Annotated in this window: 25 protein-coding genes; 20 read left to right on the top strand and 5 right to left on the bottom strand. The window is 60.5% G+C overall.

Features of this window, described 5'->3' with window-relative positions; all coding sequences use genetic code 11:
• Window positions 1–180 precede the first annotated feature (180 nt).
• The 3 genes from rimM to INS80_RS08735 all read left to right on the top strand — a co-directional run bounded on the left by rimM (window position 181) and on the right by INS80_RS08735 (window position 2,044).
• Window positions 181–684, top strand: coding sequence for a ribosome maturation factor RimM (rimM, locus tag INS80_RS08745; RefSeq protein WP_192965263.1), 504 nt, complete (start codon window positions 181–183; stop codon window positions 682–684).
• Between the two features lie 93 nt (window positions 685–777).
• Window positions 778–1,590, top strand: coding sequence for a tRNA (guanosine(37)-N1)-methyltransferase TrmD (trmD, locus tag INS80_RS08740; RefSeq protein WP_192965262.1), 813 nt, complete (start codon window positions 778–780; stop codon window positions 1,588–1,590).
• 118 nt (window positions 1,591–1,708) lie between these two features.
• Window positions 1,709–2,044, top strand: coding sequence for a YegP family protein (locus INS80_RS08735; protein ID WP_192965261.1), 336 nt, complete (start codon window positions 1,709–1,711; stop codon window positions 2,042–2,044).
• Window positions 2,045–2,128: 84 nt separating this feature from the next.
• On the opposite strand, the gene INS80_RS08730 is transcribed toward INS80_RS08735, so the two are convergent.
• Entirely contained in the window at window positions 2,129–2,632 is a 504-nt protein-coding gene (locus INS80_RS08730) for a hypothetical protein (protein ID WP_192965260.1), read from the bottom strand.
• Window positions 2,626–3,021, bottom strand: coding sequence for a hypothetical protein (locus INS80_RS08725; protein WP_192965259.1), 396 nt, complete (start codon window positions 3,019–3,021; stop codon window positions 2,626–2,628). Before INS80_RS08725 ends, INS80_RS08730 begins: the two co-directional genes overlap by 7 nt.
• 376 nt (window positions 3,022–3,397) lie before the next feature.
• Between INS80_RS08725 and rplS the strand changes: the two genes are divergently transcribed.
• The 4 genes from rplS (at window position 3,398) to INS80_RS08705 (ending at window position 6,977) form a co-directional block, all read left to right on the top strand.
• Window positions 3,398–3,769 (top strand): 50S ribosomal protein L19, encoded by a 372-nt coding sequence (rplS, locus tag INS80_RS08720; RefSeq protein WP_192965258.1) that lies wholly within the window; start codon window positions 3,398–3,400, stop codon window positions 3,767–3,769.
• Window positions 3,770–3,780: 11 nt separating this feature from the next.
• Window positions 3,781–4,002: a 50S ribosomal protein L31 gene (gene rpmE, locus INS80_RS08715; RefSeq protein ID WP_192965257.1), complete on the top strand. Its 222-nt coding sequence runs from the start codon at window positions 3,781–3,783 to the stop codon at window positions 4,000–4,002.
• Window positions 4,003–4,263: 261 nt separating this feature from the next.
• Entirely contained in the window at window positions 4,264–5,889 is a 1,626-nt protein-coding gene (locus INS80_RS08710; protein WP_192965256.1) for a tetratricopeptide repeat-containing sulfotransferase family protein, read from the top strand.
• 278 nt (window positions 5,890–6,167) lie between these two features.
• Complete coding sequence (locus INS80_RS08705) at window positions 6,168–6,977, top strand: division plane positioning ATPase MipZ (protein WP_192965255.1); 810 nt, start codon at window positions 6,168–6,170, stop codon at window positions 6,975–6,977.
• A gap of 18 nt (window positions 6,978–6,995) precedes the next feature.
• Here the strand turns inward: INS80_RS08705 and INS80_RS08700 are convergent, their stop codons facing one another.
• Both INS80_RS08700 and INS80_RS08695 read right to left on the bottom strand, forming a co-directional pair.
• Window positions 6,996–8,222 carry an adenylate/guanylate cyclase domain-containing protein gene (locus INS80_RS08700; protein WP_192965254.1) on the bottom strand — a complete coding sequence of 409 codons (1,227 nt, stop codon included), beginning with the start codon at window positions 8,220–8,222 and terminating at the stop codon, window positions 6,996–6,998.
• A 67-nt stretch (window positions 8,223–8,289) separates the two neighbouring features.
• A complete protein-coding gene (locus tag INS80_RS08695; protein ID WP_192965253.1) occupies window positions 8,290–8,730 on the bottom strand; it encodes a MarR family winged helix-turn-helix transcriptional regulator in 441 nt (146 codons plus the stop codon).
• Window positions 8,731–8,801: 71 nt separating this feature from the next.
• Between INS80_RS08695 and hmgA the strand changes: the two genes are divergently transcribed.
• The 8 genes from hmgA to speB all read left to right on the top strand — a co-directional run bounded on the left by hmgA (window position 8,802) and on the right by speB (window position 16,754).
• The gene (gene hmgA, locus INS80_RS08690) at window positions 8,802–10,157 is read left to right on the top strand and encodes a homogentisate 1,2-dioxygenase (RefSeq protein WP_192965252.1); all 1,356 of its coding nucleotides are present in this window, start codon (window positions 8,802–8,804) and stop codon (window positions 10,155–10,157) included.
• A gap of 70 nt (window positions 10,158–10,227) precedes the next feature.
• On the top strand, window positions 10,228–11,484 hold the full coding sequence (fahA, locus tag INS80_RS08685) for a fumarylacetoacetase (RefSeq protein ID WP_192965251.1): 1,257 nt from the start codon (window positions 10,228–10,230) through the stop codon (window positions 11,482–11,484).
• 78 nt (window positions 11,485–11,562) lie between these two features.
• Window positions 11,563–12,513: an MBL fold metallo-hydrolase gene (locus tag INS80_RS08680; protein ID WP_192965250.1), complete on the top strand. Its 951-nt coding sequence runs from the start codon at window positions 11,563–11,565 to the stop codon at window positions 12,511–12,513.
• Window positions 12,514–12,664: 151 nt separating this feature from the next.
• Window positions 12,665–14,278, top strand: coding sequence for an FAD-dependent oxidoreductase (locus tag INS80_RS08675; protein ID WP_192965249.1), 1,614 nt, complete (start codon window positions 12,665–12,667; stop codon window positions 14,276–14,278).
• Between the two features lie 5 nt (window positions 14,279–14,283).
• The gene (locus INS80_RS08670) at window positions 14,284–14,496 is read left to right on the top strand and encodes a DUF2783 domain-containing protein (RefSeq protein WP_192965248.1); all 213 of its coding nucleotides are present in this window, start codon (window positions 14,284–14,286) and stop codon (window positions 14,494–14,496) included.
• Window positions 14,493–15,035 carry a VOC family protein gene (locus INS80_RS08665; RefSeq protein WP_192965247.1) on the top strand — a complete coding sequence of 181 codons (543 nt, stop codon included), beginning with the start codon at window positions 14,493–14,495 and terminating at the stop codon, window positions 15,033–15,035. The genes INS80_RS08670 and INS80_RS08665 overlap by 4 nt, the downstream gene beginning before the upstream one ends.
• 68 nt (window positions 15,036–15,103) lie before the next feature.
• Window positions 15,104–15,745: a maleylacetoacetate isomerase gene (gene maiA, locus INS80_RS08660; protein WP_192965246.1), complete on the top strand. Its 642-nt coding sequence runs from the start codon at window positions 15,104–15,106 to the stop codon at window positions 15,743–15,745.
• 52 nt (window positions 15,746–15,797) lie between these two features.
• Window positions 15,798–16,754: an agmatinase gene (speB, locus tag INS80_RS08655; RefSeq protein WP_192965245.1), complete on the top strand. Its 957-nt coding sequence runs from the start codon at window positions 15,798–15,800 to the stop codon at window positions 16,752–16,754.
• An 8-nt stretch (window positions 16,755–16,762) separates the two neighbouring features.
• Here speB and INS80_RS08650 read toward each other — a convergent pair whose 3' ends face one another.
• On the bottom strand, window positions 16,763–17,419 hold the full coding sequence (locus tag INS80_RS08650) for a GntR family transcriptional regulator (protein ID WP_192965244.1): 657 nt from the start codon (window positions 17,417–17,419) through the stop codon (window positions 16,763–16,765).
• Window positions 17,420–17,556: 137 nt separating this feature from the next.
• Here INS80_RS08650 and dctP point away from each other — a divergent pair, with 137 nt between their 5' ends.
• From dctP to INS80_RS08625, 5 genes are all read left to right on the top strand, one after another.
• A complete protein-coding gene (gene dctP / locus INS80_RS08645) occupies window positions 17,557–18,543 on the top strand; it encodes a TRAP transporter substrate-binding protein DctP (protein ID WP_192965243.1) in 987 nt (328 codons plus the stop codon).
• A 68-nt stretch (window positions 18,544–18,611) separates the two neighbouring features.
• Window positions 18,612–19,157, top strand: a complete 546-nt coding sequence (locus tag INS80_RS08640; protein ID WP_192965242.1) for a TRAP transporter small permease — start codon at window positions 18,612–18,614, stop codon at window positions 19,155–19,157.
• A gap of 3 nt (window positions 19,158–19,160) precedes the next feature.
• On the top strand, window positions 19,161–20,477 hold the full coding sequence (locus INS80_RS08635) for a TRAP transporter large permease (protein ID WP_192965241.1): 1,317 nt from the start codon (window positions 19,161–19,163) through the stop codon (window positions 20,475–20,477).
• A complete protein-coding gene (locus INS80_RS08630) occupies window positions 20,474–21,730 on the top strand; it encodes a malonyl-CoA decarboxylase (protein ID WP_192965240.1) in 1,257 nt (418 codons plus the stop codon). The genes INS80_RS08635 and INS80_RS08630 overlap by 4 nt, the downstream gene beginning before the upstream one ends.
• Before the next feature lie 3 nt (window positions 21,731–21,733).
• Complete coding sequence (locus INS80_RS08625) at window positions 21,734–23,251, top strand: malonate--CoA ligase (protein WP_192965239.1); 1,518 nt, start codon at window positions 21,734–21,736, stop codon at window positions 23,249–23,251.
• Window positions 23,252–23,617 lie beyond the last annotated feature (366 nt).

The raw sequence follows: 23,617 nt of genomic DNA, 5'->3' as shown, positions 1-23,617 counted from the left end.
GCACGGTGGGAGCCGGGGCACGGGAAAAGGTATTCATAAAAAACGTCGCCATGGTAATCGGACCGCTGCCATATCCCACCAGTTGCCAGCCCGAAACTAGATCTTGTCATCAAAGACACTATGGCCCAGATACTGTGGAATGAATTCGGCCAGCGATCAACAGTCATACAGGATTTTGCCATGAGCGATCTGATCTGCGTCGGCGCGGTGGCCGGTGCCTTCGGGGTGCGCGGCGAGGTGCGCCTGAAAAGTTTTTGCGCCATTCCGGAAGACATCGAAACCTATGGCCCGCTCAGCACCGAAGACGGCAGTCAGACCTACTCGGTGATGCTGACCTCCGCCATCAAGAACGGCTTCACTGCGCGCCTGGGCGGCGTTGAGACCAAGGAGGACGCCGATGCGCTGAAGGGCCTGCGGCTCTTTGCACCGCGCGACCGCCTGCCAAGCCTGCCGGATGACGAATACTACCATGCCGACCTGATCGGGCTTGAGGTCTATGACGCTGGCGGGGCGTTGCTCGGTCGGGTGAAATCGGTGCAGAACCATGGCGCCTCTGACCTTTTGGAGCTACACGGGCCGGGCATGAAGACAACCGTGCTTTTGCCCTTCACCCTGGCCGTCGTCCCCACGGTGGACCTTGAGCAGGGCCGCATCATCGCTGACCCACCCGAAGGGTTGTTCTGAACCGTCTCCAGCGCAGTTGATCGCTCCGAGGTTTCAAACCTGAGGTATCGGCGCTATAGGACCTTGGCATCTTTCCTCTGACGGCAGTCCGCTATGACCGACAAACCCTCCGCTCCGGCCAAATCCCATGGCCGCAAGGCGATCCGCCCGACCCTGAAACCGCGCGAGCTGATGACGCCGACGCCGGATCTGGCGGGCGTATGGAAAGTGAAGATCCTGACGCTGTTCCCAACCGCTTTTCCCGGCGTGCTGGGCGAAAGCCTGACCGGCAAAGCCCTGCAAGAAGGCCTTTGGCAGCTTGAGACCATTGATCTGCGCCAGTTCGGCGTCGGCAAGCATCGCAACGTGGATGACACCCCCGCGGGGGGAGGTGCAGGCATGGTCTTGCGCCCCGATGTGCTCGGCAATGCGATCGAACACGCGATGGAGGGCATGCGGGGCAACTGGCCGCTGATCTACCTGTCGCCACGCGGACGACGCATGGATCAGAAGATGATGCAGAATCTGGCGCGCTGCGATGGCATGACGCTTCTGTGTGGCCGTTTCGAGGGCGTAGATGAACGGGTGCTGGAGCATTATGGCATCCAAGAGGTCAGCCTCGGCGATTTCGTCATGACCGGTGGAGAGATCGCCGCCCAGGCGCTGATCGATGCCACCGTGCGGCTGATCCCTGGCGTGCTAGGGAACCAAGCCTCGACCGAGGAGGAGAGTTTCTCCTCGGGTCTGCTGGAACATCCGCAATACACCCGCCCCGCCGAATGGAAGGGCCACGAAATTCCCGAGGTTCTGATGTCCGGCCATCACGGCAAGATCGCCGAGTGGCGCCACCAGATGAGCGAAGAGATCACCAAGGCCCGCCGCCCCGATCTGTGGGAAAGCTACAACCGCACCAAGGATGCAAGCTGATCCCCAGTTATCGCCCGTGATATCGCGGTGCATCTTTTCCCCAATGGAAGCCGTTGCCGTGATGGCAAAGCCGTGTTTATCTCTTTCTTGAGTTTTTATGATGACAGGAGGTCATAGGGTGGCTGGAAAATTTGAACTCTACGAAGATAAGGCTGGCGAATTCCGCTTTCGCCTGAAGGCGGGCAATGGCGAGAACATCCTGGCCAGCGAAGGCTACAAGCAGAAGGCCAGCGCCGAAAACGGCATCGCGTCTGTGAAGAAGAACGCCTCTGAGGATGCCCGCTACGAGCGCAAGGAAACCTCTGCCGGGAAATTCATGTTCAACCTGAAAGCCACCAATGGCCAGGTCATCGGCACCTCGCAGAGCTACACCAGTGCCTCGGGCCGCGACAATGGCATCGAGTCTGTGAAGAAGAACGCGCCGGACGCCGCCGTGGACGATCAGACCGCCTGATCGTCAGGGTCATTAATTAAGCTTCAGCATCCGCGGCGCCCAACCGGGCCGCGGATGTTTATCTTGGTGCAAAGCCTTTTCCGCCTAGTTGCAGCCAAACCTGCTCCGGTCAAAGACAAAGGCTTCGGGGGCTGTACAGCGGTTGAGCCGGTAGGGGACAGCCCCTGATCGCAGATTAAATGGGTCGCCTTGCAGGCTCGCCACGATGGTCTTTTGCGACAGGACCAGGCTTTGGCAGGCATAGCCGCCGCCCGTCTGTTTCGTCACCGGGTTGTAGAAGCCCGACGGATGACGCCAGCACATCGCAGGCGTGCCGCCGATCGTATCCGTTTTCCACTCCTCTGGCACCACGCCGGAATTGCCCGGATACCAAAGCCAGGCCCGGCCATTGCCGATGTAGTTGACCTGAAAGCCATGCGCCTGCGAAAAGCTGAGGTAGGTCGTTCCCGGCTGCGGATAGGCGGTGAAGCGATTGGGACGCTCCATCACCTCTGCCACCGGGTTTTGCGACACCGTCGCTGCGGTGCAGGCCACCAAGACCGGCAAGGCGGCCACCACGCCGCAGGCGAGGATGAGCTTCCTCAGCATGAAAGGTCGGCACGCCAGTAGTTAAAGCCAGAAACCTTTGCCTGAATGGGGCGCAGGTCCGCCGCTTCCGAATACCCGCCCAGGTAGGCCAGAATACCTGCACCGAACGTTGCCTTGCAGCCTGTCTGGGCACGGGCAACCGCTTCGACCTCGACCGGGGAGTAGGCAAAATCCGAGCGCGCCGGCGAAACAAAGGCAAAGGTGCGGTCCGGGGCAACGGCAATTTCGTAGGTTTTGCCATTCATCGCAACGGTATCCCGCATTTTCCAGATCGCAGCGTTCTTCGCTTTGTTCTCCCGAATTTCCGCGCGCTGCTCTGGGGATTGGCTCGGTCCACAAGCCGACAGCGCAACCAAGGTGGCGATAAGGGCAACAACTGATTTTTTCACAATATTCTCCTCATAATTGCTCAAGCTGACTGTCACACGCCCACTCCCCCAGTCAACTGGCTGAAATCGCCGCCGCAGGGCAGCCCCTCCGCCAAAAGTCACTCCACGCGCGATTGCCCTTGATTCATGGGCCGCCCCGGCATAAACAGCGCCGGTCTGGATTCGCTTTTGCGGCTCCGGGCTGTTTGTCTTTTGGCGCAACCTATCTGGCGGGTCTTCTTCGACCCAAACCCCAGGAGCGCAAGAGGCAAGAACAAGGAACGATCGGTGTGATCTCTGGCGGGCTGCATCTGCGGGACCCGGTGAAGACCAAGAGCTCTCATATTCGCGCACAACTTCGTGGACAAAACCACGAGCATAAATAGGAGATGATCAGATGGACCTGATCGCACAGCTGGAGGCGGAACAGATCGCCGCCTTGGGGAAAGATATCCCCGATTTCAAAGCCGGTGACACCATCCGCGTCGGCTACAAAGTGACCGAAGGCTCGCGTAGCCGTGTTCAGAACTACGAGGGCGTCTGCATCAGCCGCAAGAACGGTTCGGGCATCGCCGGTTCCTTCACCGTCCGCAAGATTTCCTTTGGCGAAGGCGTGGAGCGTGTGTTCCCGCTGCATTCGACCAATATCGACAGCATCACCGTCGTGCGCCGTGGCCGCGTGCGTCGTTCCAAGCTGTACTACCTGCGTTCGCGCCGCGGCAAATCTGCCCGTATCGCCGAAGACGCAAACTACAAAGCCAAAGCGTAAGGAGTGGTATCATGAAAGCCGACACCCATCCCGATTACCACTTCATCGACGTCAAGATGACCGATGGCACCATCGTCAAGATGCGCTCCACCTGGGGCAAGGAAGGCGACCAGCTCGCGCTGGATATCGATCCTTCTGCGCACCCCGCGTGGACCGGCGGTTCGACCCGTCTGATGGACGCCGGTGGCCGCGTCTCCAAGTTCAAGAAGAAATACGAAGGTCTGGGCTTCTAAGCTCCGCTTTCACCGCTTGGAAAAGCCGCTCCTTTGGGGGCGGCTTTTTTGTTTCAGCCCGCCGTTGCAGCAAGCGCAGCAAGTGTGGTTTTGGCACATTTGCCTTTTGGTAGGGTATTTTCATCATAATAGGGACGAAATTGCGTAAACTCATGATGGAAGCCTTGTATGTTATCTTCACCCAGCCGCCGGGGAAGCGCTCCCCACCGACAAGGCATCCCTCGCCCCGGGCGAGGCTCAAAACCCGTCAGCCAGGCGGAAGTGAACGCAGTTGTTACCTTGTACCAAAGCGGGAAAATCGCCGCGGCCCTAGATGCGGCGCGACGCCTCGCCCGCCGGGCGCCGGATCTTGTTCCGCTGCTGGATCTGCAGGGCGCCTGCCTTCAGGCACTGGGTGATTACAAAAACGCCCTTGGCTTCTTCAAACGCAGCCTCAAGGTCGGGGGCGGCACGGCTATCGCCCATTTCAACGTCGGCGCCGCGCTCTATCATCTTTTTGCGCTGGAAGAGGCGACCAAACATCTGAGCCAGGCGGTTACGCTGGAGCCGAACAACGCACGGATGGCCCAGACCCTTGCCATGTCCCTTGACGCACAGGGGCACCATATGGAGGCCGTTCAGGTGCTCTCCTCTGTGGTTGAAAGGGGGCAGGTCTCTGACGAGCTGCTGAACATGCTTGGGCAATGCCTGCGCAACCTTGGAAAGCTTGACGAAGCCAAGGCCTGCCACGAGGCCGTCACCAGCACCGCAGAGGCCGGAGCCCAGGCACACTACAATCTCGGCCTCATTGCATCGGCGGAGGGAGACAAGGAGACGGCACGGGGACACCTCGAACAAGCCGTTGAAATTTCCCCCACCCTGACGCCTGCGCACCGCGCCCTGTCCAACCTGATCGACTATGATGCCGATCATCCACATCTGAAGTCCATGCTACGGCTGCTCGAGGAGGCCAGCCTCGGCACCGCTGCGGAAATCGAATTGCGTTTTGCACTGCACAAAGCGCTAAATGACGCAAAGCAGTATGAGGCTGCATTCACGCAACTGGAGCGCGGCAACAGCCTCAAGAAAAAGATGATCGGATACTCGGTCGAGAACGAGGAAGAGCTCTTTTCCTATCTGAAAAAAATCTTTGCCCGGCCAACCCCGGTCGCGTCATCGGACCTCCCGTTTCGACCGATCTTCATCGTCGGCCTGCCGCGCTCGGGATCAACCGTGACGGAACGCATCCTCTGCGGCGCCCCCGGTGTGACCGGCGCGGGAGAGCTGCAATACCCCACAACCGCCATGTTCAATCTGCTGAAACAGATGCAGACAGAAGGACAGTCAGAGTTCACCGAAGCTCATGCACAGGCGCTGCGCGATGCTCTGGGGAAGGCGATGCAGTCTCATGCCGACGAAGCACCCGTCGTGATCGACAAGATGCCACTGAATTTCCGCTGGGTCGGCGGTCTTCTTGCCGCCTTTCCGGAAGCACGTATTGTCTACACCACACGGCCGGCCCGTGACATGGCCTGGTCGCTTTACAAAGTGGGCTTGCAGGGTAGCGGCAACGGCTTCATCTATGACATGGATGACATCATCCGGTATCAGACCTTGGCCGATGACCTGATGCAGCACTGGATGACGCTGTTCCCCGATCAGATCTACCGCGTGGATTACGATCAGCTCACCAGGGAGCCGGAAAAGAACATCCGCCCGCTAGTGGATTTTTGCAAGCTGGAGTGGTCCGAGGATTGTCTGCATCCTGAAAATCAGAAGAGTGCCATCCGAACGGCGTCTTCACAGCAGGCCCGAAAACCGATTTATCACCGGTCCACACCTGACTGGCTTCCCTATGAAAGCTATCTGACAACGGCTTTTGAAAAGCTGGACCAACTAGATATCTAGGCGCAGAACCGCACGCCAGAACGTGACGCGCATGGTCACTGCCGGGCAAAGCATGTTCGTGAAGCATCATCACGACGGCCCCATCGAGCGACAGATCATTGGGCTCAGCCAGAGAACAGGCCTCCACTTACCCCTGGCATGCAAGGTTCGGCACCGCGCCGGGCAGCCTGCAAACAGGCTCTAATTCGGGCTGTTCTGCGCTTTTCATTGATTCGGGCACTGTCTATAGTCCGCAAAAATCGCGCAAAGCGCGCGCTCGGAACCAGAGGGATCACTGAATGGCGCATATCATTGTCGTCGGTAACGAAAAGGGCGGTGCAGGCAAATCCACCGTCTCCATGCATGTGGCAACCGCCCTGGCCCGCATGGGCCACAAGGTCTCCGCGCTGGATCTGGACCTGCGGCAACGTTCGATGGGGCGCTACCTGGAAAACCGCAAGGCCTTCATCAAGCAGGAAGGGCTGGAGCTGCCCATCGTCGAGCTGCACGAGCTGCCTGACATTGATCCCGACAGCCTGCAACCGGGCGAAAACATTTATGATCACCGCCTGTCTGCCGCGGTCTCCAGCCTGGAGCCGGACAATGATTTCATCCTGATTGACTGTCCCGGCTCTCATACCCGGCTCAGCCAGGTGGCTCATTCGCTGGCCGATACGCTGATCACGCCGCTCAATGACAGTTTCGTGGATTTCGACCTTCTGGCCCACACCGATGAAAAGGGCGAAAAGATCACCGGGCCGTCGGTCTACTCGGAAATGGTCTGGAACGCACGCCAGCTGCGCGCCCAGGCCGGCCTGAAACCCATCGACTGGATCGTGATCCGCAACCGCGTCGGCACCCAGCGAATGGTCAACAAGGAAAAGATGGAACGCGCCATCAAGATGCTGTCCAAACGCATCGGTTTCCGCATTGCGCCCGGGTTTTCCGAGCGGGTGATCTTTCGCGAATTGTTCCCGCGAGGCCTAACCCTTCTGGACCTCAAGGATATTGGCGTCAAACAGCTCAATATCTCGAACATCGCCGCCCGCCAGGAGCTGCGCGACATGATGAAAGAGCTGAACCTGCCCGGCGTCGAGGTCAGCATCTGAGCCGCAGGCATAGCCCTGTTAGCTCGCCTCTGTGGCGGGCTCGTAGATCGTAAACAACTCGATAGGCTCCGGCACACTGCGCAGCATGTAGCGACCCAGCGAAACGAGGTCGTGCCCTGCCCCTGCACCCGCCCGCTGCACATCCTCGGACAGTATCACGCTTTGCCCGACGGAATGGTCCAAACCGGCGATCCGGGCGGTCTGGTTCACTGTCGGGCCGATCACGGTGAAGTCGAGCCGGTTAGCCGATCCGATATTGCCATAAAGAATGTCGCCTGCATGTAGCGCCAGAGTAAAATCCGGTGCGGGCAGGCCAGCCTCCGCCCGCTCACGGTTTCGGGTTCGCATTTTCTGGCGCAGTTCCCTGGCGGCATCGAGAGCCGCCTTGGCGTCTGTTTCAAGCGAGCCGAGGTTGAACATCGTCAACATCCCGTCTCCCATGAATTTCAGTATATTGCCGCCATGGGACTGGATGATGCCAACGGCAAGGCCGAAATAGTCGTTCAGCATGTCAATGACCTCCGGTCCCGGCATCTGTTCGGCCAGACTGGTGAAACCCTTGAGATCAAACAGACAGATCACCGCGTTGATCTTGTCGGATGACCCGCGCTGGATCTCTCCGGACAACACCCGGCGGCCCGCGTCCCGCCCCAGATAGACCTGCAGCAGATCGCGAGCCATCTGTTGATTGGACATGGATTTCAGCGCAAGCCCCATATGGTTTGACACTGCACGCAGAAGGTTCAGGTCCTCCTCACTGAAGCCCCCCGGACAATCTGCTGTCCAGGAGATCAGAACACCTTCGGACGGATGATGGGGATCCATTGGACCTTCCACTTCGGTAAAGCGAAGGCCGAGCGCGAAATAGTCGGTCCCGCCCCGTTCCAACAGATCCTGAAGCATCGGGAACCTCTCCCGGTCGTGCTGGTTCAGATCCGAGCGGAACTCCTCCAGATCCTGGGCCAGAAGATGAAAGAGCGGGCTTTGCAGCCAGATATCGCGCGGAACCTCCCTGTGCTCGTAGTGCTCCTTCGACATCCCGGCCCCACGGGTCCAGCTGAATCCGATCCCCCCGAACTGAGGGTGAAACGCCCGCTGTGCCAGATGCATGCGCATCAGCGGCAGCCCGGTTGCCACCATTTCCTCGCAAAAAGCCTGCAAAAAGGCCTCTCTGTCCCGACTGCAGAGCCCGTTTTCAGCTAACCAGTTAATCAGGGCAAAGGCGCGTGGGTCTGGCTGTTGCATTGGGCATTCCTTGGGTTGTGCGCAGAGGCGCCTGTGGCTGTCATTTGAGCGCGCCGCCGGCAAATGTCTATGGCTCGATCCCGGCCAATTGGCGCAGCATGCGCCGCAGAGCCTTTTCTTCGTCGGCCGAGAACCGGCCGGCCAGTTGCTTGTCGTAGCTTGCCGCCTGACCACGCAAGTCGCGATAGGCTGCCTCGCCCGCTGGGGTCAACTGAAGGTGCTCGGACCGACGGTCGTTCTCATCCCGGCTGCGGGTGATGAACCGCCGCTCAGTCAGCTTGGCCACGGCGCGGCTGATCTTGGTCTTGTGGATCTTGGCACGCAGACCGATGTCCTTGGCCGTCATGGTGCCATAGGTGCCAAGGTGAAACAGCACCCGCCATTCGTTGCGCAGCATCCCGTAGCGGTTCTTGTAGTAGGACTGGAAGGCGAGCGAGCTTTCCTCGGCCGCGCGGTTCAACAGGAAGGGCAGGAAATCCTGCAAAACGAAATCATCTTTTTCCGGCATTTAGGTCTCCTTGCTCTTGTTAGTTACAAAAACAACTATTACCCCGGCAAGCAGAAAAGGAGGAACGCGCCATGAATCGTCCTGCACATCCGCATGAAATGATCCAGGCCCCGTCGCTTGCCGGGGCGCATGAAGGTTATATGCCCGGCTTTGGCAATGACTATGAAACCGAGGCCCTGCCCGGCGCCCTGCCCCAGGGCATGAACAGCCCGCAGAAATGCAATTACGGTCTTTATGGCGAACAGCTGAGCGGCACCGCCTTTACCGCCGAACGCCCCGAGCGCACCTGGTGCTACCGCATTCGCCCCTCGGTGAAGCATTCCCACCGCTATGAGAAGATCGACCTGCCCTACTGGAAATCCGCGCCCTGCGTCGATCCCGATGTGACCTCTCTGGGTCAGTACCGCTGGGATCCGGTGGCCCACAGCGGCGAGCCGCTGACCTGGCTGACGGGTATGCGCACCATGACCACGGCGGGCGATGTGAACACCCAGGTCGGCATGGCGAGCCATGTGTACCTCGTGACCGAGTCGATGAAGGACAGCTATTTCTTCTCGGCCGACAGTGAACTGCTGGTCGTCCCGCAAGAAGGCCGCCTGCGCTTCTGCACCGAACTGGGCATCATCGATCTGGAGCCGAAAGAGATCGCCATCCTGCCGCGCGGCCTGCTGTATCGGGTCGAGGTTCTTGAAGGCCCCGCACGCGGCTTTGTCTGCGAAAACTACGGTCAGAAGTTCGAACTGCCGGGCCGCGGCCCCATCGGCGCCAACTGCATGGCCAACCCGCGCGACTTCAAGGCACCGGTAGCGGCATTCGAGGACCGCGAGGTGCCCTCCACCGTGACCATCAAATGGTGCGGCCAGTTCCATGAGACCAAGATCGGCCATTCGCCGCTGGACGTGGTCGCCTGGCACGGCAACTACGCGCCGGTGAAATACGACCTGCGCACCTATTGCCCGGTCGGCGCGATCCTGTTCGATCACCCGGATCCCTCGATCTTCACCGTGCTGACCGCGCCGTCGGGCCAGCCGGGCACCGCGAATATCGATTTCGTGCTGTTCCGCGAACGCTGGATGGTGGCCGAGAACACCTTCCGCCCGCCCTGGTACCACAAGAACATCATGTCCGAGCTGATGGGCAACATCTACGGCCAGTATGATGCCAAACCCCAAGGCTTCATCCCCGGCGGCATGTCCTTGCACAACATGATGCTGCCGCACGGACCGGACAAGAACGCCTTTGAGGGCGCGTCGAACTCCAACCTCGGCCCGGAGAAGCTGGAAAACACTATGTCCTTCATGTTCGAAACCCGCTTCCCGCAGCACCTGACCGAGTTCGCCGCCAAGGAAGCCCCCTTGCAGGACGATTACATCGACTGCTGGTCCGACATCGAAAAGAAATTCGACGGCACGCCGGGCCTGAAGTAAGCCTGTTGCCATAGCCGTTTTCAGCGCCGGGGCATCCCCGGCGCCTGCACATAACGTTTTGGGAGACACCATGCCCCTTTTGAAATCCTGGGTCGCCTCGGCCAATTCCGCCGACACACCCTTTCCGCTGAACAACCTGCCCTATGGCGTCTTCTCGGTTGGAGAAGAAGATCCCCGCTGCGGCGTCGCCATTGGTGACATGATCCTTGATATGCAAGCCGCCGAAGAGGCGGGCCTCATCGATCTGACCGACTACGCCCTGTTCGAGGTCCCCTTCTGGAACGACCTGATGGAAGAAGGCCCCGCCGTCTGGGCCGCCCTGCGCGAACGTCTGATTGCGCTTCTGTCCGCAGGGTCCGCCGAACAGGCCAAGGTCGAGCCGCTTCTGGTGCCGATGAAGGACGCCGAGCTGCACATGCCGATGATGGTCAGCGAATACACCGATTTCTATGCGGGCAAGAACCACGCCTTCAACGTCGGCACCATGTTCCGCGGCCCGGAGAACGCGCTGCCGCCAAACTGGCTGCACATTCCGATCGGCTACAATGGCCGCGCGTCGTCCGTTGTTGTATCCGGCACCGATGTGCGCCGCCCCTGGGGCCAGCTGAAAGGGCCGAATGACGACGCCCCCCGCTGGGCACCCTGCGCGCGTTTCGACATCGAGCTGGAAATGGGCGCCATCGTCGGCACCCCTTCCGAAGGCCCGATCACCGTGGCCGAGGCCGATGCCAATATCTTTGGCTACGTTCTGCTCAATGACTGGTCCGCGCGTGATATCCAGGCCTGGGAATACCAGCCACTTGGCCCCTTCCAAGCCAAGGCGACCGCGACAACCATCAGCCCCTGGATCGTGACCAAGGCTGCGCTGGAGCCCTTCCGCTGCGATACGCCCGAGCGCGAGGTGGAGCTGCTGGACCACCTCAAGGACTGCGGGCCGATGCTTTATGACATCGATCTGGAGGTGACCATGGCGCCCGAAGGCAAGGACGCAACCACCATTGCGCGCACCAACTACAAAGAGATGTACTACTCCGCCGCGCAGCAGCTGGCCCATCACACCACCTCGGGCTGCCCGATGAATGCAGGGGATCTCTTGGGCTCCGGCACCATCTCGGGCGAGACCAAGGAAAGCCGCGGCTCGCTCTTGGAACTCAGCTGGGGCGGGAAGGAGCCGCTGACGCTGAAGACGGGCGAGGAACGTTCCTTCATCGCAGATGGCGACACGCTGACCCTGAAGGGTGCGGCCAAGGGCGATGGCTACATGATCGGCTTTGGCGATTGTGTGGGCAAGGTGCTGCCCGCGCTGGACGACCCTTACAAGCGCTAAGCGCAACCTCAAGAAACACTGGCACCGAAGACGGCCCCTGATGCGCGGTCTTCGGCCCACCGCAAAAGGACTGAACACATGGCAAAGGCATTCGCGTCGCAAGGCGACATGACGGAAAAGAAGATCAGCTTCACCGAGGTGGGCGAAGGGCTTTACGCCTTCACTGCCGAGGGTGATCCGAACTCGGGCGTGATCATCGGCGATGACTCGGTGATGATCGTGGAGGCGCAGGCCACCCCGCGTCTGGCGAACAAGGTGATCGAATGCGTGCGGTCCGTGACCGACAAGCCGATCACCCATGTGGCGCTGACCCACTATCACGCGGTCCGGGTTCTGGGCGCTTCGGCCTTTGGCGCGCAGCAGATCATCATGGGCGATACCGCCCGCGCCATGGTCGTGGAACGCGGCCAAGAAGACTGGGACAGTGAATTCCAGCGCTTCCCGCGGCTGTTCGAAGGCCACGAAAGCATTCCGGGCCTGACCTACCCCACCACCACATTTTCCGACGACATGACCGTCTATCTCGGCAACCGCCGCGTTGACCTGATGCATCTGGGCCGCGCTCATACCGCAGGCGACATCGTGATCCATGTGCCGGATCAGAACGTCATGTTCACCGGCGACATCGTGGAATACCACTCGGCCTGCTATTGCGGCGACGGTCACTTCAGCGACTGGGGTGACACGCTCGATGCGATCAAATCCTTCGACGTGGACGCCATTGCTCCCGGTCGGGGCGACGCGCTGGTCGGCAAGGAGATGGTCAACGCCGCCATCGAGAACACCCGCGATTTCGTGGAAAGCACCTATCGCCCCGCCGCTCGCGTGGCCGCCCGCAACGGCACCCTGAAAGAGGCCTGGGATGCGGTGCGCGCAGAGTGCGATCCGAAGTTCAAGGACTACGCGATCTACGAGCACTGCCTGCCCTTCAACGTCGCCCGCGCCTATGACGAGGCCCGCGGCATCGACACCCCCCGCATCTGGACCGCACAGCGCGATCTGGAAATGTGGGACGCCCTACAAGGGTAAGGCCCAGGCGCCATCCAACCTATGTGCCGGTTTGATCCAGATCGTACCGGCCTTTGAGAAGACATGAGACGATGACAATAGCCTCCCGGCCTGAATACAGGCCGGGAACCGGAGAAGTCGTGCCGATCGGCACCATTTGGGAGGACACCAGATGAACAAGATCTTTGAAGTGCCCCTGTACCCGTATGAACGCCATGCGGATCAGGACGCCCCGGCGCCGGTGCGGCGCAAGGTGGTGATCATTGGCGCAGGCCCCGTTGGCCTGGCTGCCGCCATCGATCTGGCCCAGCAGGGGGTTGAGGCCGTGGTGCTGGATGACAACGACAAGGTCAGCTTTGGCTCTCGCGCGATCTGTTTCGCCAAGCGCCCACTGGAGATCCTCGACCGCCTTGGCTGCGGTCAGCCGATGGTCGACAAGGGGGTACAGTGGAACCTCGGCAAGGTCTTCTTTGATGACCGTCAGGTCTATGACTTCAACCTGCTGCCCGAAGAGGGCCACCAGCGCCCGGCCTTCATCAACCTGCAGCAGTACTACTTCGAAGAATACCTGGTGAACCGGGTCAAGGAGCTGCAAGCGGAAGGCGCCCCGATTGAGATCCGCGGCCGCAACAAGGTCTCTGCCATCGGCACCCACCCCGATCACGTGACCTTGGAAATCGACACACCCGAAGGGTCTTACAACATCGAAGCCGACTGGCTGATCGCCTGCGATGGCGCAGGCTCGCCGACCCGTACCATGCTGGGGCTGGATTTTGTCGGCCGCGTCTTTGAAGACAACTTCCTGATCGCCGATGTGATCATGGATGCCGATTTCCCCACCGAACGCTGGTTCTGGTTCGACCCGCCCTTCAACAAGGGGCAGTCGGCGCTACTGCACAAGCAGCCCGACGGCGTCTGGCGCATCGACCTGCAACTGGGCTGGGACATCGACAAGGAGCGTGAAAAGCGCCCCGAGAATGTGATCCCGCGCCTGAAGGAGATGCTGGGGGAGGATGTGAAATTCGAACTCGAATGGGTGTCGATCTACACTTTCCAGTGCCGCCGCATGGAGAAATTCCGCCATGGCCGCGTGATCTTTGCGGGGGATGCCGCACATCAGGTTTCGCCCTTTGGCGCGCGCGGTGCAAACTCGGGCCTGCAGGACACCGACAACCTGTGCTGGAAGCTGAAATTGGTGATGGAAGGCAAGGCGCCCGAAAGCCTGCTTGATAGTTACGACCAGGAGCGCATTTACGGCGCCGATGAGAATATCCTCAATTCCAGCCGTTCCACCGATTTCATCACGCCGAAATCGGAAATGTCCCGCGTGTTGCGCGATGCGGTGCTGGACCTCAGCGAACATCACGAATTTGCCCGTCCGCTGGTGAACTCGGGCCGCCTATCGGTGCCCTGCACCTATGACGGCTCGCACCTCAACTCCGCCGATGCGCTGCAGGATGGGCCCGCTCGGACACGCCCCGGCTCCCCCTGCCCCGATGCGCCTTTGGGGGAGGAGTTCCTGCTGCCGAAACTGGCGGACAAGTTCACCCTGCTGACCATCGACGCCGACGCGCCCGATGTGATCGAGGAAGACGGTATTGAGGTCACGCGCCTGGCGCTGTCCATCAAGGACGACAGGACGATGGCACTGAAGGAACGCTACCTTGGCGATAACGACAGCGGCGTTTACCTGATCCGCCCTGACCAGCACGTGGCCGCCCGCCGCGCCACCTATGACGACAACCAGTTCCGCGCCGCCATCCGCCGCGCCGTGGGCAAGGAGTAATACGGATGTCCGAGCAACTGATCCTGACCCCGAACATCGACGGCGCAGATGATTTCTACGCTGATCTTCTGGCCACCCACGAAGGCCTCACCAAGGCCGAGAGCGACGCGCTCAATGCGCGGCTGGTTCTGGTCCTGTCCAACCACATCGGGAAACGCGCAATCCTGAAACAGGCGCTGGCTGCCGCCGCGCTTCAGCCCTCGGAGGAGAGCAAGTGAAAATCGAGAAAATCCACCACGTCGCCTACCGCTGCAAGGACGCCAAGGAAACGGTGGAGTGGTACAACAAGATGCTGAAGATGGACTTTGTCCTGGCCATTGCCGAGGATCACGTGCCATCCACCCATGAACCCGACCCTTACATGCATGTCTTCATGGATGCAGGCGACGGCAATGTTCTGGCGTTTTTCGAACTGCCCACCAAGCCCGAGATGGGCCGCGATCTGAACACGCCGGAATGGGTGCAGCACATCGCCTTCAAGGTGAAGGACCGCGCGACCCTGATCGAATTCAAAGAGCACCTCGAGGCCAACGGGGTCGAGGTGCTGGGCGTTACCGACCATTCGATCTTCCACTCGATCTATTTCTTCGACCCCAATGGCCACCGTGTGGAACTCGCCTGCCCCGACCCGGAAGAAGACGCGCTACTGAAAAAGCTGGACGCGGTGAAGTGGGAAATGCTGGAGGAATGGTCCAAGACCAAGAAGGCCCCACAGCACGCGGACTGGCTGCACGCCAAGGAATTGAACAAGGCCTGATCCTCGGGCACAAAATGACAAACCGCACCCGGCCCGTTCGGGTGCGGTTTCATACAGGGAGAGGCAAAATGACGGATGTGGTTCTTTTTGATTACTGGCGCTCTTCGGCCAGCTACCGGCTGCGCATTGCGCTGAACCTTGCCGGGATCGCCTACCAGTCCATCCCCGTGGATCTGGTGAAGGGAGAGCAACGCAGCCCCGAACATCTGGCGCGCAACCCGCAGGGTTTCGTGCCGGTGTTGGAGATTGACGGGCTGCGGCTGACGCAATCCTTGGCGATCCTCGACTACCTCGATCAGACCCGGCATCTGAACCTTTTGCCGAAAGACCCGGCAAAGCGCGCACAGGCGCAGGCGCTGGCGCAATCCATCGCGGTGGACATTCATCCGGTCTGCAACCTGGCCGTTGCCCGCCACGCCACGCGGCTGAGCGGCGGGCGTGAGGATATGCCAAAGGCCTGGATGCAGCATTTCATCCGCCCCGGCCTGCAGGCCTTTGAAACCCTGCTGGCAGGGTTCGAACAAGCCCCCTATTGCACCGGCGACACCCCCGGGCTGGCCGATATCTGCCTCATGCCGCAAATCTACAACGCGCGCCGCTGGGAGGCGGATATCTCCGACATGCCGCGTCTATCGGCAGTGGAGGACGCCTGCGCCCAGCATCCCGCCTTTGCCGCCGCCCACCCGGAAGCGGTGCAACCCACCGCTTGACCGGAGGCCGCCGCTTCCCCTTACTGGCAGCAAAGACAGTGGGGAGCGCGGCATGAGCAAACACGGTTATGACAGCGGGCGGCTGAACCTGCCCTTCGTCGGCATCTGCACCTTTGGCAAATATCCTTACGTGGAGGATTGGAACGCCATCGATGCCGATGCCGCCGTACTTGGCGCGCCGTTTGATTTTGGTGCCCAGTGGCGGTCCGGCGCGCGCATGGGGCCGCGCGCCATTCGCGAGGCCTCGACCCTGTTCAGCTTTGGCCATGCAGGCGCCTATGATTTCGAGGATGACGTCACCTATTTGGACCCTGAAAAGGTCAGCATCGTGGATCTTGGGGATGCCGACATCATCCACACTGACACGATGCAGAGCCACGCCAATATCGAATACGGCGTGCGCAAGATCCTTGAGGCAGGCGCCCTGCCGGTGGTCTTGGGCGGCGATCACTCGGTCAATATTCCCTGCATCAATGCCTTTGACGATCAGGACCCAATCCATGTGGTGCAGATCGACGCCCATCTCGATTTCGTGGATGAACGCCACGGGGTGCGCTATGGCCATGGCAACCCGATGCGCCGGGCCGCCGAAAAACCTTATGTCACCGGGCTGACCCAGATCGGCATCCGCAATGTATCTTCCACCGCCAAGGACGGTTATGACGCCGCCCGTGCCATGGGATCGGACATCCAGTCGGTCCGTCATGTGCGCAAGATGGGGACCGAGGCGCTGATTGCCCGCATCCCGCAAGGAGAGCGCTATTACCTGACCATCGACATCGATGCCTTTGACCCTTCGATCGCGCCAGGAACCGGCACGCCCAGCCACGGCGGGTTCCTCTACTACGAGGTATTGGAGTTCATAGATGCCCTCGCTCAGCACGGCGATATCGTCGGCCTTGATCTGGTGGAGGTCGCGCCGGACTACGACACGACGGGCTGCACTTCGATCCTTGCCGCACAGCTGTTGATGAACACCATCGGACGCATCCTGCATCACCGCGACTAGGAGCCGGATTACTCCGCCGCGCTTCTGAGGCTGGCCATCAGGGTGTGGAACTTTTCGCCCTGCACGGCCACATGTTCGCGCAGCACGGCGGCCGCTGCCTCGCCGTCACCATTGGTCAAGGCCTCGACGACCGCCTCATGCTCGGCCATGGACTGCGCCAGCCGCCCACGGAACCGGAGTTGCTGGCGGCGAAAGGGCTTCAGCCGCTTGTGCAGCTTGCAGGCTTCCTGCTGCAGGAAACTGTTGCCGGATTCGCGGTAGAGAATGTGGTGGAAACGCTCGTTTTCCACGTAATACGCATCGCTGTTCTGCGCTTCCAGTGCTGCGTGGCATTTGGCATTGGCATCGTTCAGCTCGGCCAGGGCCCTGTCCGAGATCCGCTTGCCCGCAAGCCGTCCGCAAACTGCCTCCAGTTCGGCCATGACCTCGAACATCTCCATCAGCTCCACCGGTCCCGGCTGGCGCACGAAAGCGCCCCGGCGTGGGATCAATTCGACCAGGCCAGACAGCGCAAGCCGTTGAAATGCCTCGCGAAGCGGAGTGCGGGACACCCCAAACTGCTGCGCAAGCCGCACTTCGTCCAGCCGGTCACCGTCCGAGAACGTCCCGTCAAAGATCCGCTCTTCCAGCTCTTCCGCAATGGTATCTGCACGACGTTGCCCCATGAAACCGCAGTAGCATCCAACCAGTCAGAATTCAAGATTTCCATTCTTGTATACAAAATGATTGACTTGAAAAACACCTGCCGCTTACCCTTGGGCATCTCCGGTCGCAAAAGACCGGATGCTCTGGGAGGAAAAACATGAAAACCATGCTGAAAGCCGCGGTCGCCGCCGCGGCGCTTCTGTCGTCGGCCGCTCTGGCCAATGCCACCGAGCTGCGCCTGTCGCATCAGTGGTCGAACAAGGACATCCGCCATCAGGTGGCACAGATCGTCGCGGATGAGGTCGCCGCCGCCGGTGTCGATCTGGAGATCAAGATCTTCGGATCGAAATCCCTGTTCAAACCGCGTGAGCAGTATAAGCCGCTCAGCCGGGGCCAGCTGGACATGACCGTCCTGCCGCTCAGCTATGCCGGTGGTCAGCAGCCCGCCTATAACCTGACGCTGATGCCCGGCCTCGTGAAGAACCACGACCACGCCGCGCGGCTCAGCAACTCTCCCTTCATGGAGGCGCTTGAGGCCAAGATGGCCGAAGACGACGTGATGGTTCTGGTGCATGGCTACCTGGCCGGTGGCTTTGCCGGCAAGGACAAGTGTATCACCAGCCCCGCCGATATCGAAGGGCTGCAGACCCGCGCAGCCGGCAAGTCGTTCGAACAAATGCTGGCGGGCGCTGGCGCCTCCATCGCCTCGATGGCATCGTCCGAGATCTACAATGCCATGCAGACCGGCGTTCTGCAGGCCGCGAACACCTCGTCCTCGTCCTTTGTCTCTTACCGGATCTACGAGCAGGTCAGCTGCTACACCCCGGCGGGCGATGTGGCGCTGTGGTTCATGTATCAGCCTCTCTTGATGAACAAATCCACCTTTGACGGCCTCAGCGAAGCCCAGCAGAACGCGCTGCTGGCCGCCGCCGAAAAGGCCGAAGCCTACTACCTGGAAGAAGCCAAGAAACAGGATGCCGCCTCAGCCAAGGTGTTCTCCGACGCAGGCGTGGAAATCGCCCAGATGAGCGCGGATGATTTTGAAGCCTGGCGCAAGCTGGCCATGGAAACCTCCTACAAGAAATTCGTGGATGAGGTTCCGGACGGGCAGGCGCTGCTCGATCTGGCGCTCGCTGTCGAGTGAACCGAACCGGCAGAGCGGGTCCATGTCCGCTCTGCCTCCCAAACACCCAATAATATCAGGAGGCGGGAATGGCAGGACAAAGCTCGGCCAGGATCGCAAACACCGGGAACAATACGTTCCTGCGGGCCGTTGCGGCCCTCTCGACCCTCGCAGGCTGGTGCTCAGCCGCCATGATTGTCGCCGCCGTGGCCATCACTTGTCAGATGATCGTGGTCCGCTTTGTGCTGAACGGCTCGACCGTTTGGCAGACCGAAGCGGTGATCTACCTGGTGATCGCGGCAACCCTTGTGGGGCTTCCATACGTGCAACGGCTGCGCGGACATGTGAATGTTGACCTGATCCCGATCTCGCTGCCGCCGCGTGCACGGTTCACGCTCGCCATTGTCACGTCGATCCTGTCCATCGGCATCATGGCGATCATGCTGTGGTACGGGTTCGAATACTGGCATTTCGCTTGGGAGCGCGGCTGGCGCTCTGACACGGTCTGGGGCGTACGGCTCTGGATCCCCTACCTCGCAATTCCCGTCGGCTTTGCCCTGTTCCTGCTGCAGCTGATTGCCGACCTCGTGGCCCTTTTGACTGGCGCCGACAAACCCTTCGGCCTGGAGATCTGAGCCATGGACCCTCTTATTCTGGGCGGGCTTGTCGCCCTTGCCACCATCCTTGTGCTGTTTTCCGGCGTCTCTGTCGCGCTAGGCCTGCTGATCGTTTCGGCTGGCTTTCTCATCGTCTTTGACGGCATGCGCAGTCTTGAGCTGATGCCGGAGATCCTGTTCGGCAAACTGGATAACTTCGCCCTTCTATCGATCCCGATGTTCATCATCATGGGAGCCTCAATCGCCTCAACCCGCGCGGGCGCTGACCTTTACGAGGCGCTGGAGCGGTGGCTGACACGGGTGCCGGGCGGGCTGGTGATCTCCAACCTTGGCGCCTGCGCGTTGTTTGCCGCGATGTCGGGATCCTCTCCCGCAACCTGTGCGGCAATCGGAAAGATGGGCATCCCCGAGATGCGCAAGCGCGGGTACCCGGACGGAGTCGCGGCAGGCTCAATCGCCGCGGGCGGCACGCTCGGCATCCTGATCCCGCCCTCGGTCACGATGATCGTCTACGGGATCGCCACCGAGACCTCGATCGGGCGGCTATTCCTGGCGGGCGTCATTCCGGGGCTGATGCTGGTCGGGCTTTTCATGGCTTGGTCTCTTTATTCGACCTGGCGTTCGGGCGAGACCAAAAGCCTCGGGTCAGGCAGCTATACCTGGGCGGAGCGTTTCGAGATCCTGCCCCGCGTCATCCCCTTCCTGTTGATCATCCTTGGCGTGCTTTATGCCATGTATGGCGGTGTTGCGACGCCGTCGGAAACCGCCGCCGTGGGCGCGCTGCTTTGTCTGCTCATTGCAATGGTGATCTACAAGCTTTGGAACCCCGCCGACCTGTGGGTGGTGCTGCGCGACAGCACCAAGGAGTCTGTGATGATCCTCTTCATCATCGCCGCTGCCGGGGTCTTTTCCTACATGCTCAGCTCGCTTTTCATTACCCAGTCGATTGCAGAATGGATCGGCACGCTGGATGTGAACCGCTGGGTACTCATGGGGGCGGTCAATGTTTTCCTTCTGATCGCGGGCTTCTTCCTGCCGCCCGTCGCGGTGATCCTGATGGCCGCGCCAATCCTGCTGCCGATCATCACCACCGCCGGGTTTGACCCGATCTGGTTTGCCGTAGTGCTGACCATCAACATGGAGATCGGGCTTATCTCTCCCCCGGTAGGTCTGAACCTTTACGTGATCAACGGCATCGCGCCGGATATCTCGCTGAAGACCATCCTGATGGGCTCCCTCCCCTTCGTGGCCTGCATGGTGATCGCCATCATCCTGCTGTGCCTCTTCCCGGGGCTTGCCACATGGCTGCCAAACGCGGTGATGGGAGGTGCCGTGTGAGCCTTCTCGCCGACCTGCTCTCGACCGTGTTCGAGCGGCGCTACCTCTGGCCCGGCGGCGGGCAAAGGGACAGCCGACCGATTTCAGAGCTGGCCGAGGATCTGGTCGGTTCCGCCGGGGAGACCTCGGGCCTGATGCTGGCGCAAGAGGTGATCTCTGGATTTGAGGGACTGGAAGACGAGGAAAAGCTGGCCTTCTTCACCCATATAGCCAACCAGCTGAACATTGATCCCGAAGCGGTGCGCAATGGGCTGGACGCCTACGAACAAGCGCCTTCGAAAGACAGCTATCGCACCTTTATGGCGGCGGTGGAACCCCGCCGACAAGAGCTGATCCGCCGCCTCAACCGCGTGCCCGGAGCAACCGGCGCCTTGGTGCGGATGCGCGCCGACTTGTTGCGGCTGGGGCGCGGCATTCCCGAGCTGGAGGCGCTGGATCAGGACTTTCGCCACCTCTTTGCCTCTTGGTTCAACCGGGGTTTCCTGGTGTTACGGCCGATCAACTGGCAAAGCCCGGCCAATATTCTGGAAAAGATCATCGCCTATGAGGCGGTGCATGCCATCGACAGCTGGGATGACCTGCGCCGCAGGTTGCAACCGGCGGACCGGCGCTGCTTTGCCTTCTTCCACCCCGCCATGCCGGATGAGCCGCTGATCTTTGTCGAAGTGGCTCTAACAAAGGGCATTCCAGGGTCTGTTCAGGCGCTTTTGACTGAGGACCGCACGCCAATGACGGCGGATGAGGCAGACACGGCGGTATTCTATTCGATCTCCAACTGTCAGGCGGGGTTGGCCAGCATCTCATTCGGCAATTCCCTGATCAAACAGGTGGCCGCTGATTTGGCCGCTGAACTGCCCGGACTGAAAACCTTTGTCACCCTCTCGCCCATTCCGGGGCTTGCGGGCTGGATCGCGAAAGAAGGTCTGGAGTGGGATCCGAGCGACCCGGAGCAGGTCAAGGCCGATGCCGCCCATTACCTGCTATCAGCCAAGGGGCGCGGCGGCCTGCCCTTTGATCCCGTCGCGCGGTTCCACCTTGGCAATGGCGCGATCATTCATGCCGTACACGCCGATGCAGACACCTCGGACAAAGGTCGGGCGCAATCGGGCGGCGCAATGGTGAACTACCTCTATGACCTCAAGAAGGTCGCACAAAACCACGAGCAATTCGCCACCACTCTCAAGGTGGCCGCAACGGCAGAGGTACGAGCCCTGGCCGCCGCCTCAAAGACTCACAAAACGGAAAGCAACTAGCCCATGGCAAATCCTCTTTATGACGGGCTGTTCGGTGCCCATGCCGGAAACACCACCGCCTTCCTATATCTGCCTGACGGTCAGGTGATCACGCATCAATCCTTCCTGGAGACGGCGGCCCAGATCGCCCATGTGATGACCACAAAGGGCCTTGAGCCGGGCGACCGCGTGGCGGTGCAGGTCGAAAAATCCCCCGAGGCACTGGCGCTCTATGCGGCCTGCGCGCAGGCGGGGCTGGTCTTTCTGCCCCTCAACACCGCTTACACGGTGGATGAGCTGACCTATTTCATCGAGAACAGCGGCGCACGGATGATCGTCTGTGACGGCGCCAGCCTGAACGGGTTGACGCCAGTGGCCAAGGATCTGGGCGCGCAGATCATGACCCTTGGCGCAGATGGTAGCGGCAGTCTGATGGACGAAGCAAAGCAGCAGGATACGAGCTATCCAACGGTTCCGCGCAACGGCGATGATCTGGCGGCCTTTCTTTATACCTCCGGCACCACGGGCCGTTCAAAAGGGGCGATGCTGACGCAGGACAACCTTCTGTCCAACGCGCGCACTCTGGTCAGCGAATGGCGTTTCACCAGCGATGATGTGCTGCTCCATGCGCTACCGATCTTTCACACCCACGGGCTGTTCGTGGCCAGCAATGTGACCCTGGCGGCGGGCGGGTCGATGATCTTCCTGCCAAAGTTCGATCTGGATGCCATCATCGCACATCTGCCAAAGGCGACCACGATGATGGGGGTGCCGACCTTCTACACGCGTCTTTTGGGCGATCCGCGCTTCACCCGCGATCTGGCGGCGCATATGCGGCTGTTCATCTCGGGGTCGGCGCCGCTTTTGGCGGAAACCCATGTACAGTTCGAAGAGCGGACCGGCCACCGCATCCTGGAGCGCTACGGGATGACGGAAACCAATATGAACACCTCCAATCCTTTTGATGGCGAACGGCGCGCGGGCACGGTGGGCTTTCCCCTACCCGGCGTCGAGCTGAAAATCACCGATCCAGATAGCGGTGCCACCCTGCCCGATGGAGAGATCGGGCAGATCGAGGTACGCGGGCCAAACGTCTTCAAGGGCTATTGGCAGATGCCCGAGAAGACCGCCGCCGAACTGCGCGAGGATGGGTTCTTTATCACGGGGGACCTCGGGTTGATCGACGCGGATGGCTATGTGCAGATCGTCGGGCGCAACAAGGATCTGATCATCTCGGGCGGTTACAACATCTACCCCAAGGAAATCGAATTGGTTCTGGACGATCAGCCCGGCGTGCTTGAAAGCGCGGTGATCGGAGTGCCGCACCCGGATTTTGGCGAGACCGTTCTGGGCGTGATCGTGCCCGAACCCGGAGCCTCCCCCGACACCGGCGCCGTCATGGAGGCGGTACGGGGCGTGCTGGCGCGGTTCAAACACCCCCGCAAGCTGGTGGTTCTGGACGAGCTGCCCCGCAATACAATGGGCAAGGTGCAAAAGAACATCCTGCGGGATCAGTTCAACTCCACTTTCAAGGCTGGCTGACACCCGGCGAAGATGGCCCTTTCTGACTAAGAGAATCAACAAACCCGGCCGCGCATGCCTGCAGGCCGGGTTTGGCGTTCTTCAGCGCCCATAGGTAAAACCGGGCGCTTTTTCCTGTGGACATCGCGCCCCAAAAAGTCGGCAATTTCACCAAAATCCGCGCAAATTCAAGCTTATGAAGGGCGCGAAAGGGCCGATAACGGCAGATGACTATTTATTGAGCAGGTTATGTACGCGCTTGACGAAATGTTCATCTGAACGCAAAGTGAATTCATATGAGCGTTACAAACACAGAATAAAGCGCCTCATATGAGTGAGTGAACTCATAGAGAATCAAAACGGGGACCTGCTGCGGCCGCGATTAAC

The organism is Phycobacter azelaicus, assembly GCF_014884385.1.
GTDB lineage: Bacteria > Pseudomonadota > Alphaproteobacteria > Rhodobacterales > Rhodobacteraceae > Phycobacter > Phycobacter azelaicus.
Note: the sequence above shows the minus strand (reverse complement) of the source record. Positions and strands in the feature narration are given on the sequence as shown.

Coding starts and splice junctions, on each gene's coding strand:
- rimM (WP_192965263.1), top strand. CDS start 181: ATGAGCGATCTGATCTGCGTCGGCGCGGTGGCCGGTGCCTTCGGGGTG.
- trmD (WP_192965262.1), top strand. CDS start 778: ATGACCGACAAACCCTCCGCTCCGGCCAAATCCCATGGCCGCAAGGCG.
- INS80_RS08730 (WP_192965260.1), bottom strand. CDS start 2,632: ATGCTGAGGAAGCTCATCCTCGCCTGCGGCGTGGTGGCCGCCTTGCCG.
- rplS (WP_192965258.1), top strand. CDS start 3,398: ATGGACCTGATCGCACAGCTGGAGGCGGAACAGATCGCCGCCTTGGGG.
- rpmE (WP_192965257.1), top strand. CDS start 3,781: ATGAAAGCCGACACCCATCCCGATTACCACTTCATCGACGTCAAGATG.
- INS80_RS08705 (WP_192965255.1), top strand. CDS start 6,168: ATGGCGCATATCATTGTCGTCGGTAACGAAAAGGGCGGTGCAGGCAAA.
- INS80_RS08700 (WP_192965254.1), bottom strand. CDS start 8,222: ATGCAACAGCCAGACCCACGCGCCTTTGCCCTGATTAACTGGTTAGCT.
- INS80_RS08695 (WP_192965253.1), bottom strand. CDS start 8,730: ATGCCGGAAAAAGATGATTTCGTTTTGCAGGATTTCCTGCCCTTCCTG.
- hmgA (WP_192965252.1), top strand. CDS start 8,802: ATGAATCGTCCTGCACATCCGCATGAAATGATCCAGGCCCCGTCGCTT.
- fahA (WP_192965251.1), top strand. CDS start 10,228: ATGCCCCTTTTGAAATCCTGGGTCGCCTCGGCCAATTCCGCCGACACA.
- INS80_RS08680 (WP_192965250.1), top strand. CDS start 11,563: ATGGCAAAGGCATTCGCGTCGCAAGGCGACATGACGGAAAAGAAGATC.
- INS80_RS08675 (WP_192965249.1), top strand. CDS start 12,665: ATGAACAAGATCTTTGAAGTGCCCCTGTACCCGTATGAACGCCATGCG.
- INS80_RS08670 (WP_192965248.1), top strand. CDS start 14,284: ATGTCCGAGCAACTGATCCTGACCCCGAACATCGACGGCGCAGATGAT.
- maiA (WP_192965246.1), top strand. CDS start 15,104: ATGACGGATGTGGTTCTTTTTGATTACTGGCGCTCTTCGGCCAGCTAC.
- speB (WP_192965245.1), top strand. CDS start 15,798: ATGAGCAAACACGGTTATGACAGCGGGCGGCTGAACCTGCCCTTCGTC.
- INS80_RS08650 (WP_192965244.1), bottom strand. CDS start 17,419: ATGGGGCAACGTCGTGCAGATACCATTGCGGAAGAGCTGGAAGAGCGG.
- dctP (WP_192965243.1), top strand. CDS start 17,557: ATGAAAACCATGCTGAAAGCCGCGGTCGCCGCCGCGGCGCTTCTGTCG.
- INS80_RS08640 (WP_192965242.1), top strand. CDS start 18,612: ATGGCAGGACAAAGCTCGGCCAGGATCGCAAACACCGGGAACAATACG.
- INS80_RS08635 (WP_192965241.1), top strand. CDS start 19,161: ATGGACCCTCTTATTCTGGGCGGGCTTGTCGCCCTTGCCACCATCCTT.
- INS80_RS08625 (WP_192965239.1), top strand. CDS start 21,734: ATGGCAAATCCTCTTTATGACGGGCTGTTCGGTGCCCATGCCGGAAAC.